Raw genomic sequence first — 12467 nt, 5'->3', positions numbered from 1 at the left:
CGGATTATGGAAGATATGTTGCGGCGCAGGGTCGCCCCGCCATATTGTCCGCCCAAATCTTGAGGCCGCAACAACTGGCCTCGCTTTCACGGCTTTATGCAGACCATGTCAGAACCTTTGTTCAAGGGCGTCATGCCGGCGCTGGTGACTCCTTTCCGCGACGGCGCGGTGGACGAGCAGGCCCTTGTGGCCCTCGTCGAGCGCCAGATCGCGGGCGGCGTCCACGGGCTCGTGCCCGTCGGCACCACCGGTGAGACCGCGACCCTGTCGCACGACGAGCATCGCCGTGTCGTCGAGCTGACGGTGAAGACCGCGGCCGGACGTGTGCCCGTGATCGCAGGCGCTGGCTCCAACGCCACGGACGAAGCGATCGAGTTGGTCCAGCACGCCAAGGCCGTTGGGGCCGATGCGGCCCTGGTGGTGACGCCCTACTACAATCGCCCCAGCCAGGAGGGCCTCTACGCCCACTATGCGGCGATCAACGAGGCCGTTCAGCTGCCGGTGCTGGTCTACAATGTGCCCTCGCGCACGGCGGTCGACATCTCCGACGATACCCTGGCTCGCCTGGCCAAGCTGCCCAACATCGTCGGGATCAAGGACGCCACCGGCGACATGACCCGCGCCACCGTCCAGCGCCTGAAGTGCGGGGATGACTGGGTGATGCTGTCGGGCGACGACCTGACGGGCCTGGGCTACATGGCCCACGGCGGCCACGGCTGCATCTCGGTCAGCGCCAACGTCGCGCCGGACCTCTGCGCCACCTTCTACAACGCCATCATGAGCGATGACTGGAAGACAGCGCTGTATTGGCAGGATCGCCTGTTCCGCCTGCACAAGTCGTTGTTCAGCGACGCCTCGCCGTCGCCGACCAAGTTCGCCCTGGCGCATCTCGGCGCCTGCCTGGAAGACGTGCGGCTGCCGATCGTGGCGGCCTCCGAGGCGTCGCGCGCCGCAGTGCTGGACGGCATGAGAGAAGCTGGCGTCATCTGATGGCGGGCAAGCTGATCGCCGAAAACCGCCGTGCGCGGTTCGACTACTTCCTCGAAGACACCTTCGAGGCCGGCATCATGCTGACCGGATCCGAAGTGAAGTCGCTGCGGGTCGGACGCGCGAACATTGCCGAGTCCTACGCCTCGATCGAGGGGAACGAGGTGGTGTTGATCAATGCCGACATCCCGCCCTTCGCCCAGGCCAACCGCTTCAACCACGAGCCGCGCCGGCACCGGAAGCTGCTGCTGCACCGTAAGCAGCTCGACAAGCTGATCGGCGCAGTCCAGCGCGATGGCCGCACCATCATCCCGACCAAGCTCTATTGGAACGAGAAGGGCCTGGCGAAGCTCGAGATCGCGCTCGCCAAGGGCAAGAAGCTGCACGACAAGCGCGAGGCGACCGCCGACCGTGACTGGGCTCGCGACAAGGCCCGTCTGCTCCGCGACAAGGGCTAGTGGTCACGTCCGCCGACGTCGAGGCTATCGAGCGCGCGACGGCCGCCGCTGTCGCGCCGCGCGAAGTCCTGGAAATCGGCGACTGGCTGATCACCCTGGACCCCGGCACGATCCGGCGCGCCAACAGCGCGGTTCCACTGCGGCATGAGGTGTCGCTGGATCGCACGGCCGTCGATGAAATCGAAGCGGCCTATGCCGCGCGCGGCCTGAACCCGGCCTTCCGGATCGCCGATGGGCCGGGCCTGGAAGATGTCCGCACTGAGCTTACGCGTCGCGGCTACCGCTCAGAGCAACCGACCCTTGTGAAGTCGGGCACGGCGCTGGCCATGATCGCCGGCGCGCGGGGCGAGCCGGCCCCGGTCGCGAGCGCGCCCGGTCCTGGCTGGGCGGCGGTGTTCACCGGTGAAGGGTTTGACCCAGCGGACGGCGCCAATCGCGTTGCAGCCCTGACCAGGGCGGCCGACGCCGTCTATGGCGGGATCAGCGAGGGCGAGCGGACCATTGCGGTGGGCGTGGCCGCCTTCGGTCATGGCTGGGCTAGCGTCCACGGCATGCGTACCGATAGGGCCAGGCGCGGGGAGGGGCTTGCCGGGCGCGTCCTGGCTGGCCTTGGAGCCGCCGCTCAAGCACGCGGGATCGAGAGGGTGTTCCTGCAGGTCGAGGAAGGCAACACCGGCGCCAGGTCGCTCTATCGCGGCGTCGGGTTCGAGCGCGCCTGGCGGTATCTGTACTGGAGCAGGTAGCAGAGGGGGCGGCCCTCAAGGATTGGGGTGTCAGCCGTCCACCAGTTCACGCGCCCGGCGGAACACCGCCTCGAACATCTCCGCCGTCAGCCGACCGGTGTTGGTGTTGAGGCGGGAGCAGTGGTAGCTGTTCAGCACGATATAGGGGCCGGCCTGAAACTCGGTCCCGTGGCCGGGAATGCCGGCGGAAGCTTTCAGGCCGATGGCCTTCAACAGATTGCGGCGGGCGACATCGCCCAGGGTGACGATGACTTTGAGCCTCGGCAGGGCTTCGAGCCGCGCGGTGAGGAATGGCCGGCAGGTGTTCTCTTCGCTGGTTTCGGGCTTGTTGCCGGGCGGGGCGCAGCGCACGGCGTTGGTGACCATGCAGTCGATCAGTTCCAGGCCGTCATCGACGCGGGCGTCGAACTTACCGTTGGCGAAGCCGGTCTTGGTGAGGGTGTCGTAGAGCATCCATCCGGCGTGATCGCCGGTGAACGGGCGGCCGGTGCGGTTGGCGCCGGTGCGGCCGGGGGCCAGCCCCGCCACCAGCAGCCGGGCCTGCGGATCCCCGAACGACGGCGCCGGTCCGTTCCACCAGTCGGCGTTTTGGGCCTGGTTCGTCTGGCGGTAGGCGACGAGCCGGGGGCATAGAGGACAGTCGCGGGGCGGTTCGGCGCCCCATAGTTCGACCGACATCAGGCCTCGGCGTCGACGTCGTGATCGGCGTCGCTGTCGCGGGCGACCCGGCTTTCCTGGATGAAGCGCGGCAGACGCGAGGGCCGGCCAATGATGTCGGCCAGGTCGGCCAGGTCCACGAAGCTGTCAGCTTGGCGGCGCAGATCATCCGACGCCATCGGGGGTTGTGATTTGACAGTGGAGACCACGGTCACCCGGGCGCCGCGCCGTTGCACGGCCTCGACCAGCACCCGGAAGTCGCCGTCGCCGGAGAACAGCACCAGGTGATCGGCGTGCGCCGCCATCTCCAGCATGTCGACCGCGATCTCGACATCCATGTCGCCGCGCCAGCGCTTGCGCCCCTGGGCGTCGGTGTATTCGCGAGCGGGCTTGGTCACGAGCCGGAAGCCATTGTAATCCAACCAGTCCACCAGCGGACGGATCGGCGAATATTCCTGATCCTCGACGAGGGCGGTGTAGTAATAGGCCCGCACCAGCACGCCACGCTTGCGGAACTCTTCCAGCAGCTTGCGATAGTCTATATCGAAGCCCAGACCCTTGGCGGCCGAATACAGGTTCGCCCCGTCGATGAAGAGCGCGAGCCTGTCGGTGGGGTAGAAGGTCATGGGTGCGAAGATCCTGGAAATAGGGCGTTGGGCATGAATACGGACGAGGCGGTCATCGTCGCCCTTGGCGGCAATATGGCCGGCGACTTTGGTTCGTCCGAAGCCCTTCTGGAGGCGGCGCTCGCTGGTCTCGCGGAGGCGGGATTGCCCATTCTTTTGAGGTCGTCCTGGTGGCGCTCCGCCGCCTGGCCCGACCCGAATGCTCAGGAGTATCGCAACGGCGTTGTGCTTGTCGAGGCTCAGCTTTCGCCGCAAGACCTAATCCAAACATTGTTCACGATCGAGGCGCGGTTCGGGCGGGCGAGGGGCGCGCGCAACGCATCGCGGACGCTCGACCTTGACCTGATCGCCTATGGCCGCGTGGTGTCGGACGACCCGGCCCTGACCCTGCCGCATCCGCGAGCCCATGAACGGCTGTTTGTCATGGGGCCTTTGGCCGAGATCACCCCTAGGTGGCGCCATCCGGTCCTGGGGCGCACCGCGCAGGAGCTGGCGGCCACCGCCAGCGTCGGGCGCGACGCCACACCGGTGGGTGCGTCAAATTAGGCGAGCTGCGTTGACTGCATGCCCGGGCGGGTATAGCCCCCGCGCCCCATCATCGGTGCAGGTTTCCCTCCGTGGGCTATCGCCTCCTGATCTTCGATTTCGACGGTACGCTGGCCGACAGCGCGCTCTGGTTTGGGCGCGTCCTCAACGGCGTGGCCAAGCGATATGGCTTCCGGCAGATCGATGTGGCCGAGATGGCCGAGCTGCGCGGTCAGCCGAACCGCGAGATTATCCGGCGCCTGGGCGTGCCCGCGTGGAAGATGCCGTTCATCGCCGCTCATTTCCGCCAGTTGGCCGCCGAGGCCGCGCCGGAGCTGAAGCTCTTCCCGGATGTCGAGGTCATGTTGCGCCGCTTGTCGTCCGGCGGGGTGAAGATCGCGGTCGTCAGTTCGAACTCGGAGGCCACGGTGCGCGCGGTGCTTGGCGCTGAACTGGCCGGGCTGATTTCGTACTATGGCTGTGGCGCGTCGGTGTTTGGCAAGGCGCCGAAGTTCCGGGCGGTGATCCGCAAGGCCGGCGTGGAGGAAGCCGACGTGCTCTGCGTCGGCGACGAAGTGCGGGACATCGAGGCCGCCCGCAAGGCGCATCTGGCCACCGGGGCGGTCACTTGGGGCTACGCCACGCCCGAGATCCTGCGCGCCCAACGGCCCAGCGCAGTGTTCGAAACCCCGCGCGACATCCTGCATGAGGCCGGGCTCTGCGGCATCTGAACGCCGAAAACACCGCGTTGCGGCGTTGCACAATGAGCGCAAAGCCTCTATTTTGTTCGGTTCTACCGCCCCTCTGAGGATTCCATGGCCCGCGTCACCGTCGAAGATTGCGTCGAGAAGGTCCCCAACCGCTTCAGCCTCGTGCTGCTGGCGGCCCATCGCGCCCGCGCCATTTCCGCCGGCGCTCCGCTCCTGGTCGATCGCGACAACGACAAGAACCCCGTCGTCTCGCTGCGTGAAATCGCCGACGACGTGGTGGACGCCGACGAGCTGCGGGAGAACCTGATCGGGACCCTGCAACGCGTTGACGAACGCTCGGAAGCCGAGGAAGAGGCCGAAACCCTCGCCCTGCTGGCCGACCCGACCCACATGCAGATGAGTGAGCTGGAACTGGTTCGCGCCCTGCAAAGCGACCGCGACGGTGGCCAGGAGGAGCGGTACTGAGCCTAGAAGGCCCAGAACCTCTCACCTTAACGGCGGCGACCCAACCCCCCGCCGAAAAAACGGACGCGCCGGTCGTCAAGCGTCCGAAGATGCTTCGTCAGTACGAGCTGATCGAAAAGGTCCGCTCGTACGACCCCACCGCCGACGAAGCGATCCTGAACCGCGCCTATGTCTACGCCATGCGTATGCACGGCAGTCAGAAGCGCGCTTCGGGCGACCCCTATTTCGCGCACCCCATCGAGGTGGCGGGCATCCTGACCGACTATCGGTTGGACACCGCCACCATCGTCACGGCTTTGCTGCATGACGTGATCGAGGATACGCCGGTTACGCCGGAGGATATCCGCGGCCTGTTCGGCGCCGAGATCACCGAGCTGGTTGAGGGCGTGACCAAGCTCACCAAGCTCGAGCTCAACAGCGAACACACCAAGCAGGCCGAGAACCTTCGCAAGTTCATCCTGGCCATCTCCAAGGACGTGCGCGTCCTGATGGTCAAGCTGGCCGACCGTCTGCACAACATGCGGACGCTCCACTACATCAAGAGCCCCGCCAAGCGGGAGCGGATCGCCCGCGAAACCCTAGACATCTACGCCCCGCTGGCGCGGTCGATCGGCTGTCATCGGATCTGTTCGGAGCTCGAGGAGCTCGCCTTCGAGCACCTGAACCCAGTGGCGCGCGATGCGATTGGTCGCCGATTGGAAGCCCTGCGCGTCGAGCAGGGCGGGGCGGTGGCCGTGGTGTCGGGTGAAATCGCCAGCCGTCTCGAGGCGGCCGGCCTGTCGGCCCGTGTCTTCGGCCGTGAAAAGAACCCCTATTCGATCTGGCGCAAGCTGCAGCGCAAATCGATCGGCTTCTCCCAGTTGTCCGACATCTTCGCTTTCCGGGTGATCGTCGACACCGAGGCTGATTGCTACCAGGCCCTGGGCGTCATCCATCGCGCCTGGCCCAGCGTGCCGGAGCGGTTCAAGGACTACATTTCCACGCCCAAGCGGAACAACTACCGCTCGATCCACACCACCGTGGTCGGTCCGCGCGGGATGCGGATCGAGATGCAGATCCGCACTGAGACCATGGACCGGATCGCCGAGGACGGGGTCGCCGCCCACTGGCGCTACAAAGACAAGTCCTACGGCTTCGACGCCGAGGCCCAGGCCGCCGAGGGCGGCCGCGACCCGCTGGTCAATTTGCGCCACCTGGTCCAGGTGCTGGAGCACGGCGGGGATGTCGAGGAACTGGTCGAGCACGCCAAGCTCGAGATGTATCTCGATCAGGTGTTCGTCTTCACGCCCAAGGGCAAGCTGGTCAGCCTGCCGCGCGGCGGCATGCCGCTGGACTTCGCATATGCGGTTCACACCGATGTCGGGGACACCTGCATCGGCGTAAAAATCAACGGCGAACTCAAGCCCTTACGGACGGCTCTTCAGAACGGCGACGTTGTCGAGGTCATCCGTGGGACCAAGCCTGTCGTGCCGCCCGATTGGCGCTCCCTGACGGTGACGGGGCGGGCGCGTTCGGCGATCCGTCGCCATATCCGCCAGACGGAGAAGGAAGAGTTCCTTCGGCTTGGCCGCGCGACGGTCGATCAGACTTTCGAGCGGGCCGGCAAGGCGCGCAAGGATGTCTTGCTCAAGCCATCGCTGGAGCGCTTCGCGGTCGCCACGGAGGACGATCTCTTCGAGGCGGTTGGCCGCGGACGGATCTCGCCGACCCAGGTGCTCGATGTCATTTTCCCCGGCCTCAACGCAGCCGACCGCGATGCGGCCACCGCCACGCGGCGGATCGAGGGCGGCAAGGGCGCCAGGCTCTATGTGCGCGGCGGCGGGCTGACCCCTGGCGTCTCGCTGAACTTCGGGACGTGCTGCACGCCGGTCCCCGGTGACCGCATCGTTGGCATTCTTGAGCCCGACGGCACGGGCCTGACCATCCACACCATCGACTGCGCCACCTTGGCCGACTTCGAGGATCGCGAGGAACTCTGGCGCGACCTGCAGTGGACGCCCGAGGCTGAGCGCAACACGGTCACCCTGTCGAAATTGAGCGCCACCATCAAGAACGCGCCTGGAGTGCTGGGTCAGGCCTGCACGGTGATCGGCGAGGCGGGCGGCAATATCGTCAATCTGCGCATGCACCGCCGCCAGTCGGATTTCTTCGACGTGGATTTCGATGTCGAGGTGAAGGACGCCAAGCACCTCACCCATATCGCCGCGGCCCTGCGCGCCAATCCCAGCATCGAGACGGTCGACCGCGCCAAGGGTTAGCGGGCGCGCTCGGCGCCCGCCGTGACCTTGGTGCCCAGTTTTGCCTCAGTGAATGGACTGCGAGTGCTCTCCGCCGGGCCGCACAATGCCGCCCAAGGCCTCGCCGGCGCGGGCCGTTTGGCCGATCGAGGCTAGGTCCGCGAGCGAGACGATGCCGATCAGGCGCTTCTCGCGGTTAAGCACCGGCAGGCGGCGGACCTGAATGTCGCCCATATTGCGCAGCACCGCGTCGCTTTCCTCGTCATCGAAGCAATAGCGGACCTCGCGGCTCATGATGTCGCTGACCTTGGTGTCCGGCCCCTTGCCCTGAGCGACCGCCCGTATGCAGATGTCGCGGTCGGTGATCATGCCCACCAGCCGGTCGCCGTCGCTGACCGGCAGCACCCCGGCGTCTAGTTCCGCCATGAGCTGGGCCGCGTCGCGCAGGGTTTCGTTCGGATTGGCCATCCTGACGTCGCGCGGCATGCAATCGCTTACTCTCATGGCGAAGACTCCTGTTGGGAAATGGGCGGCCGACATGGCCGGCATGCAGTCGAAACGAGTGCAGGAAAGGTCGCGTTCCGACTTTTCTTCACATTTCACTGGGGGAATCTGGGAGCCAGACACAGCGAAGCCCGACGGTCTCACCAAGATTGTGGGAGGCTCCGCCGGGTTTCTTGTCCGATCATTTTCCATTTCTGGCTCTTGATCGGGCGTGATCTCCGATTTTCACTCGTCGATCAGTGAGTAAACGAGAAGCCCATCGGCGCGGTTCCTGTCGTTCCCAAAAATCTCTGGCCTGACAGCAGATAGAATCTCGCTTCACATGTGGTCATGTACAGACCTGTCGCCATCGCCCTGACCGCCGCTCTGCTGGCGTCCACCGCCAGCATCGCCGCATCGCCTCCGGCCTATGATGTCCTGATCCGCAACGCCCAGATCTATGACGGATCTGGCGGCGCGCCGTTCAAGGGGGACGTCGCAGTGGCCGAAGGCCGCATCGCCTATGTGGGCCCGAAAGCTCCGGAGAGCGCCCGCAAGACGATCGACGCCGGCGGCAAGGCGGTTTCGCCCGGCTTCATCAACATGCTGTCCTGGGCCACCGACAGCTTGATCGCCGATGGTCGCGGGCTGTCGGACCTGAAGCAGGGCGTGACGCTTGAGGTGATGGGCGAGGGGACGTCGATGGGGCCGCTGAGCCCCGAGATGAAGCGCCTGGAAACCCAGCGGATGGGGGACATAAAGTACCCGATCGAGTGGACGACGCTGGATGAGTATCTGACCTGGCTGGAAAAGCGTGGGATCGCCGTGAATGTCGCCTCGTTCATTGGCGCGGCGACGGTTCGTGAACATGTGCTGGGCGAGGGCGACGTCGATCCCAGCCCTGAGCAACTGCTGGCGATGCGAAAACTAGTGGTCGACGCCATGGAGGACGGGGCGCTTGGGGTCGGGTCGTCGTTGATCTACGCCCCAGCGAGCTACGCCGAGACGCCGGAGCTAACCGCCTTGGCCACCGAGGCGGGGCGTTGCGGCGGCATCTATATCAGTCACATGCGCTCGGAAGCCGACCGGCTGCTGGAAGCCATCGACGAGCTGATCGAAATCTCCCGGGCTTCTGGCGCGCCGGCCGAGATCTACCACCTGAAGCAGGCCGGCCGGGCCAATTGGGACAAGCTGGACCCTGCCATCGCCCGTATCGAGGCGGCACGCGCCAAGGGCCAGCGGATCACCGCCGACATGTACAGCTATACGGCCGGCTCGACGGGCTTGGACGCGGCCATGCCGCCCTGGGTGCAGGCGGGCGGGGTGGAGCAGTGGATCGCCCAGATTAAGGATCCGGCCACGCGCGCCAAGGTCATCGCCGAGATGCGCCAGGAAAAGCCGTCCTTCGAGAACCTCTATCGTCACGCAGGGGCCGAGGGGACGCTGCTGGTCGGCTTCAAGAACCCGGCGCTCAAGGGGCTGACCGGCAAGACGCTCGCCGAGGTCGCCAAGGCCCGCGGGGTGTCGCCGGAGGACGCGGCCATCGACCTGGTGATCGAGGACGGCAGCCGCGTGCAGGTCGTCTACTTCCTGATGTCGGAGGAAAATGTCGCCCGCCAGACCGCGCTGCCGTGGATGAGTTTCGGCTCGGACGCCTCGGCCCAGGCCCCTGAAGGGGTCTTCCTGAAATCCAGCACCCATCCGCGCGCCTACGGCAACTTCGCCCGGGTGCTGGGAAAATATGTGCGTGAGGAAAAGACGACCACCCTGGCCGATGCGGTGCGCAGACTGTCGGCCTTTCCCGCCCAGAACCTGGGTTTGACAGATCGCGGCCTGCTGAAGGTCGGTTATCACGCCGACGTGGTGGTGTTTGACCCCAAGACTATCGGCGACCACGGCACCTACGAGAGACCCCAGCAGTTCGCGACCGGGGTCAGCCATGTGCTGGTCAACGGCAAGCTGGTGCTGGCCGATGGAGAGCCCACCGGCGTCGCCGCCGGCCAAGCCGTGCGCGGCCGGGCTTGGAAGGGCTGGGCGGGCGGCGGCTGCAAGCCCACCGCCAAGGATTGGAGCTGGGCCTGGTGACCCCGACGCAGGCGAAGGAACGCATCGACCGTTTCGGCGGGAAGCTGAACGCCTTCACCCAGGTCTTCGAGCCGGCCGCCGGCGACGGGCCGACCTTCGCCATCAAGGACATGATCGACTTCGCCGGCGTACCGACCGGCGGCGGCGGGCGTTTGCCGCTCGATCCATCCCCGGCGCGCCATGCGGCTGGCGTGGAGCGGTTGCTGGAAGCTGGATGGGCCGCGGTCGGCAAGACCCAGACCGTTGAGCTGGCCTATGGCGGCTGGGGCACGAACCGCGCGGTGGGGGGGCCCTGGAATCCTTGGGACGCCGAGGTGCACCGCGCGCCAGGCGGGTCGTCCAGCGGCTCGGCGGTCGCCGTGGCGGCCGGGCTCTGCGACGTTGCCCTGGGCACTGACACCGGCGGGTCTGTCCGCATTCCCGCGGCGGCTTGCGGCGTGGTTGGGCTGAAGCCGGGGAGGGGCCTCGTTTCGTTGCGCGGCGTCCACGATCTGGCCCCGAGTCTCGACACGCTCGGAACCCTGGCGCGCAGCGTCGCCGACGCGGCCCGAGTTCTGGAGATCATCTCCCGGCCAGACGCGGCTGATGCCGGGCGCGGGACGTTCGACGCCGAGGCCGCCCTGAAGTGTGACGTGCGCGGCTGGCGGGTCGCCGCCTTGGCCTCCGGCGACATCGCCGATCTTGAGCCGGAGATCGCCCGCCTCTACCTGCTGGCGCTGGAGGGGCTGCGCGCGGCGGATGTCGATGTCGTCACGACCACGCCGCCGCGCCCGCTCTCGGCCTATTTCGAACCCAATGGCGTGCTGATGGCCGCCGAGGGCTGGCGGCTGCGGGGCGCCTGGATCGAGGCCCATGCCGACCGGATGGATCCTTGGATCGTCAGCCGCTTCCAGGTCGGCCGCGGTATCACTGACGCCCAACTGGACGAGGCGGGCCGTCGCCAGGTTGAAGATCAAGCCGAGTTCCAGGGCTGGCTCTCGGATTATTCGGCGTTGATCTGTCCGACCGCGCCGATCGAGGCGCCGCCAATAGCGAGCGTCGATGAGACCGTGTCGCCGCTCTCCAGCCTCACCCGCGCCGGCAACTATCTCGACTTGCCGGCCGCCAGCGTGCCGTGCGGACTGACGGGCGACGGCATGCCGGCCGGCTTACAGATCATGGGCGGCGCGCAGGACGAAGCCTCGGTGGTCGCCCTGGCGGCGGCCTTCGAACGGGTGTCTGGCTGGAATGGCCGGGTGCCCGATCTGTCGGGCTTCCAGGCTTAGCGCCACGCCCTTTCGAGGCGCAGAAGGCGGTAGGGCACGTCGCGTCCGTGCGGCTTGGAGAATTTCTCCACCTCGCCGATGTAGCGGAAACCCAGGGCCTCAAGCACCTTGCCGGACGCCGGATTTTCCGCTGCATGGCCCGCGACCAAGTGATCGAGGCCTAGCGTCTGAAACGCGAAGTCGCGGACCGCCCCGGCCGCCTCGCGGGCATAGCCTTTGCCCCAATGGGCCTCGTCGAAGAAATAGCCGAGTTCAGCGCCGCCTGAGCCGATGGCGTCGATGTCGGCGCAGCCGATGACCTGGCCCTCCAGAGTGCAGGCGAAGCGATAGGCCTCGCCGGCGCGCCACTCCTGGCCGTGGACATCGACCCACTCGGCCATGGCCTCCAACGTCGGGGGCCATGGGGCGAGGCGCAGCATCCGCGTGACGTTCCAGTTCGACTGGATTTCCACCAGCCGGGAGGCGTCGTCCGATTCGAACGCTCTGAGACTAAGGCGCGCGGTGGTGAGGCGGATGCTGCGGTCGATCATCAGGCCATCTGCTTGGCCTGCTCGCGTGCAGCGGCCTGTTGCTCGGCGATGGCCTGGCGGGTCTCGGCGATCAGTCGCGCGGCGATGGGATCGGCCTGGATCGAAGTCCAGTAGGCGGCCAGCTTGGGCAGGTTCTCCAGCGGATCAGGCGTGCCAAACAGGTTCGGGATCCATTCGGTGGCCAGGACCAGTTGCGGCACGATGGCGCCGTCGGCCTGGGTGAGGGCGCTTCCTACCGCGTAGCCGTCCGACCCGATGAAGGTCTCCAGATAGGCCAGGGCCTCGGCGACCTTACGGGAGGCGTCGTGGATGGCCTGGGTCTCCCAATGGCGGCGCGAGCGGCCGGCGAAGTTGAACAGCGGGACCATGGCCATCACCACATAGAAGTCGCAGATCCGCGACAGCAGCCGCATCCGCGCCCGCTCCCACGGATCGTCCGGCCTCAGAGACGGGGTCGGATACGCGTCCTCAAGGTATTCGCAAATCACTTCGGATTCGGGCAGCACCCGACCGTCGTCCAGCACCAGGGCCGGGACCCGGCCGATCGGATTGACGTTCAGGTACTCGGCCTTGGATTCGGCTGTGGCCCCAAAGCCAGGCGGCCGGATCACCTCAACCTCTATCCCCTTGGCGTAGAGCAGCAGGCGCACGCGCGTGGGGAAGGGCGAGTCATAGGTCTGAAACAGTTTCACCGGT

At 66.6% G+C, this 12467-nt stretch carries 14 protein-coding genes; 9 read left to right on the top strand and 5 right to left on the bottom strand.

All coding sequences use genetic code 11. The annotated features are described in order from the left end of the window. The first annotated feature begins 105 nt into the window (after window positions 1-105). From dapA to Q8M13_RS03985, 3 genes are read left to right on the top strand one after another with little or no spacing between them, the layout of a single operon-like run. Window positions 106-990, top strand: coding sequence for a 4-hydroxy-tetrahydrodipicolinate synthase (dapA, locus tag Q8M13_RS03995; RefSeq protein WP_305298359.1), 885 nt, complete (start codon window positions 106-108; stop codon window positions 988-990). Continuing rightward, window positions 990-1445 (top strand): SsrA-binding protein SmpB, encoded by a 456-nt coding sequence (smpB, locus tag Q8M13_RS03990; protein ID WP_293459377.1) that lies wholly within the window; start codon window positions 990-992, stop codon window positions 1443-1445. The genes dapA and smpB overlap by 1 nt, the downstream gene beginning before the upstream one ends. Beyond that, entirely contained in the window at window positions 1445-2188 is a 744-nt protein-coding gene (locus Q8M13_RS03985; protein ID WP_305298357.1) for a GNAT family N-acetyltransferase, read from the top strand. Before smpB ends, Q8M13_RS03985 begins: the two co-directional genes overlap by 1 nt. A 30-nt stretch (window positions 2189-2218) precedes the next feature. Here the strand turns inward: Q8M13_RS03985 and Q8M13_RS03980 are convergent, their stop codons facing one another. After that, window positions 2219-2866 carry a uracil-DNA glycosylase gene (locus tag Q8M13_RS03980; RefSeq protein ID WP_305298356.1) on the bottom strand — a complete coding sequence of 216 codons (648 nt, stop codon included), beginning with the start codon at window positions 2864-2866 and terminating at the stop codon, window positions 2219-2221. Further along, a complete protein-coding gene (locus Q8M13_RS03975) occupies window positions 2866-3471 on the bottom strand; it encodes an NYN domain-containing protein (protein ID WP_305298355.1) in 606 nt (201 codons plus the stop codon). Before Q8M13_RS03975 ends, Q8M13_RS03980 begins: the two co-directional genes overlap by 1 nt. A 33-nt stretch (window positions 3472-3504) precedes the next feature. On the opposite strand from Q8M13_RS03975, the gene folK reads away from it, so the two are divergent. The 4 genes from folK (at window position 3505) to Q8M13_RS03955 (ending at window position 7429) form a co-directional block, all read left to right on the top strand. Continuing rightward, window positions 3505-4017 (top strand): 2-amino-4-hydroxy-6-hydroxymethyldihydropteridine diphosphokinase, encoded by a 513-nt coding sequence (gene folK / locus Q8M13_RS03970; protein ID WP_305298354.1) that lies wholly within the window; start codon window positions 3505-3507, stop codon window positions 4015-4017. A gap of 71 nt (window positions 4018-4088) precedes the next feature. After that, a complete protein-coding gene (locus Q8M13_RS03965; protein WP_305298352.1) occupies window positions 4089-4727 on the top strand; it encodes an HAD hydrolase-like protein in 639 nt (212 codons plus the stop codon). 84 nt (window positions 4728-4811) lie between these two features. Next, window positions 4812-5171, top strand: coding sequence for a DNA-directed RNA polymerase subunit omega (gene rpoZ, locus Q8M13_RS03960; RefSeq protein WP_056734703.1), 360 nt, complete (start codon window positions 4812-4814; stop codon window positions 5169-5171). Between the two features lie 89 nt (window positions 5172-5260). Beyond that, a complete protein-coding gene (locus Q8M13_RS03955; protein WP_305298350.1) occupies window positions 5261-7429 on the top strand; it encodes a bifunctional (p)ppGpp synthetase/guanosine-3',5'-bis(diphosphate) 3'-pyrophosphohydrolase in 2169 nt (722 codons plus the stop codon). A 45-nt stretch (window positions 7430-7474) separates the two neighbouring features. Here the strand turns inward: Q8M13_RS03955 and Q8M13_RS03950 are convergent, their stop codons facing one another. Beyond that, window positions 7475-7912 carry a CBS domain-containing protein gene (locus tag Q8M13_RS03950; protein WP_305298349.1) on the bottom strand — a complete coding sequence of 146 codons (438 nt, stop codon included), beginning with the start codon at window positions 7910-7912 and terminating at the stop codon, window positions 7475-7477. A gap of 330 nt (window positions 7913-8242) precedes the next feature. On the opposite strand from Q8M13_RS03950, the gene Q8M13_RS03945 reads away from it, so the two are divergent. Together Q8M13_RS03945 and Q8M13_RS03940 are read left to right on the top strand one after the other, a co-directional pair. Further along, on the top strand, window positions 8243-9976 hold the full coding sequence (locus Q8M13_RS03945; RefSeq protein ID WP_305298348.1) for an amidohydrolase family protein: 1734 nt from the start codon (window positions 8243-8245) through the stop codon (window positions 9974-9976). Further along, a complete protein-coding gene (locus Q8M13_RS03940) occupies window positions 9973-11241 on the top strand; it encodes an amidase (protein ID WP_305298346.1) in 1269 nt (422 codons plus the stop codon). Before Q8M13_RS03945 ends, Q8M13_RS03940 begins: the two co-directional genes overlap by 4 nt. Here the strand turns inward: Q8M13_RS03940 and Q8M13_RS03935 are convergent. Together Q8M13_RS03935 and Q8M13_RS03930 are read right to left on the bottom strand one after the other, a co-directional pair. Next, window positions 11238-11771, bottom strand: coding sequence for a GNAT family N-acetyltransferase (locus Q8M13_RS03935; protein ID WP_305298345.1), 534 nt, complete (start codon window positions 11769-11771; stop codon window positions 11238-11240). The two genes, Q8M13_RS03940 and Q8M13_RS03935, sit on opposite strands and share 4 nt — an antisense overlap. Next, the gene (locus tag Q8M13_RS03930) at window positions 11771-12463 is read right to left on the bottom strand and encodes a glutathione S-transferase family protein (protein ID WP_305298343.1); all 693 of its coding nucleotides are present in this window, start codon (window positions 12461-12463) and stop codon (window positions 11771-11773) included. The genes Q8M13_RS03935 and Q8M13_RS03930 overlap by 1 nt, the downstream gene beginning before the upstream one ends. Window positions 12464-12467: the final 4 nt, after the last annotated feature.

Source organism: Phenylobacterium sp. (assembly GCF_030681155.1).
Lineage (GTDB): Bacteria > Pseudomonadota > Alphaproteobacteria > Caulobacterales > Caulobacteraceae > Phenylobacterium.
The sequence above is the reverse complement of the archived record's forward strand: the minus strand, read 5'-3'. Positions and strand labels throughout refer to the sequence as shown.

Coding starts and splice junctions, on each gene's coding strand:
- Q8M13_RS03955 (WP_305298350.1), top strand. CDS start 5,261: ATGCTTCGTCAGTACGAGCTGATCGAAAAGGTCCGCTCGTACGACCCC.
- folK (WP_305298354.1), top strand. CDS start 3,505: ATGAATACGGACGAGGCGGTCATCGTCGCCCTTGGCGGCAATATGGCC.
- rpoZ (WP_056734703.1), top strand. CDS start 4,812: ATGGCCCGCGTCACCGTCGAAGATTGCGTCGAGAAGGTCCCCAACCGC.
- Q8M13_RS03950 (WP_305298349.1), bottom strand. CDS start 7,912: ATGAGAGTAAGCGATTGCATGCCGCGCGACGTCAGGATGGCCAATCCG.
- Q8M13_RS03975 (WP_305298355.1), bottom strand. CDS start 3,471: ATGACCTTCTACCCCACCGACAGGCTCGCGCTCTTCATCGACGGGGCG.
- Q8M13_RS03980 (WP_305298356.1), bottom strand. CDS start 2,866: ATGTCGGTCGAACTATGGGGCGCCGAACCGCCCCGCGACTGTCCTCTA.
- smpB (WP_293459377.1), top strand. CDS start 990: ATGGCGGGCAAGCTGATCGCCGAAAACCGCCGTGCGCGGTTCGACTAC.
- Q8M13_RS03935 (WP_305298345.1), bottom strand. CDS start 11,771: ATGATCGACCGCAGCATCCGCCTCACCACCGCGCGCCTTAGTCTCAGA.
- Q8M13_RS03945 (WP_305298348.1), top strand. CDS start 8,243: ATGTACAGACCTGTCGCCATCGCCCTGACCGCCGCTCTGCTGGCGTCC.
- dapA (WP_305298359.1), top strand. CDS start 106: ATGTCAGAACCTTTGTTCAAGGGCGTCATGCCGGCGCTGGTGACTCCT.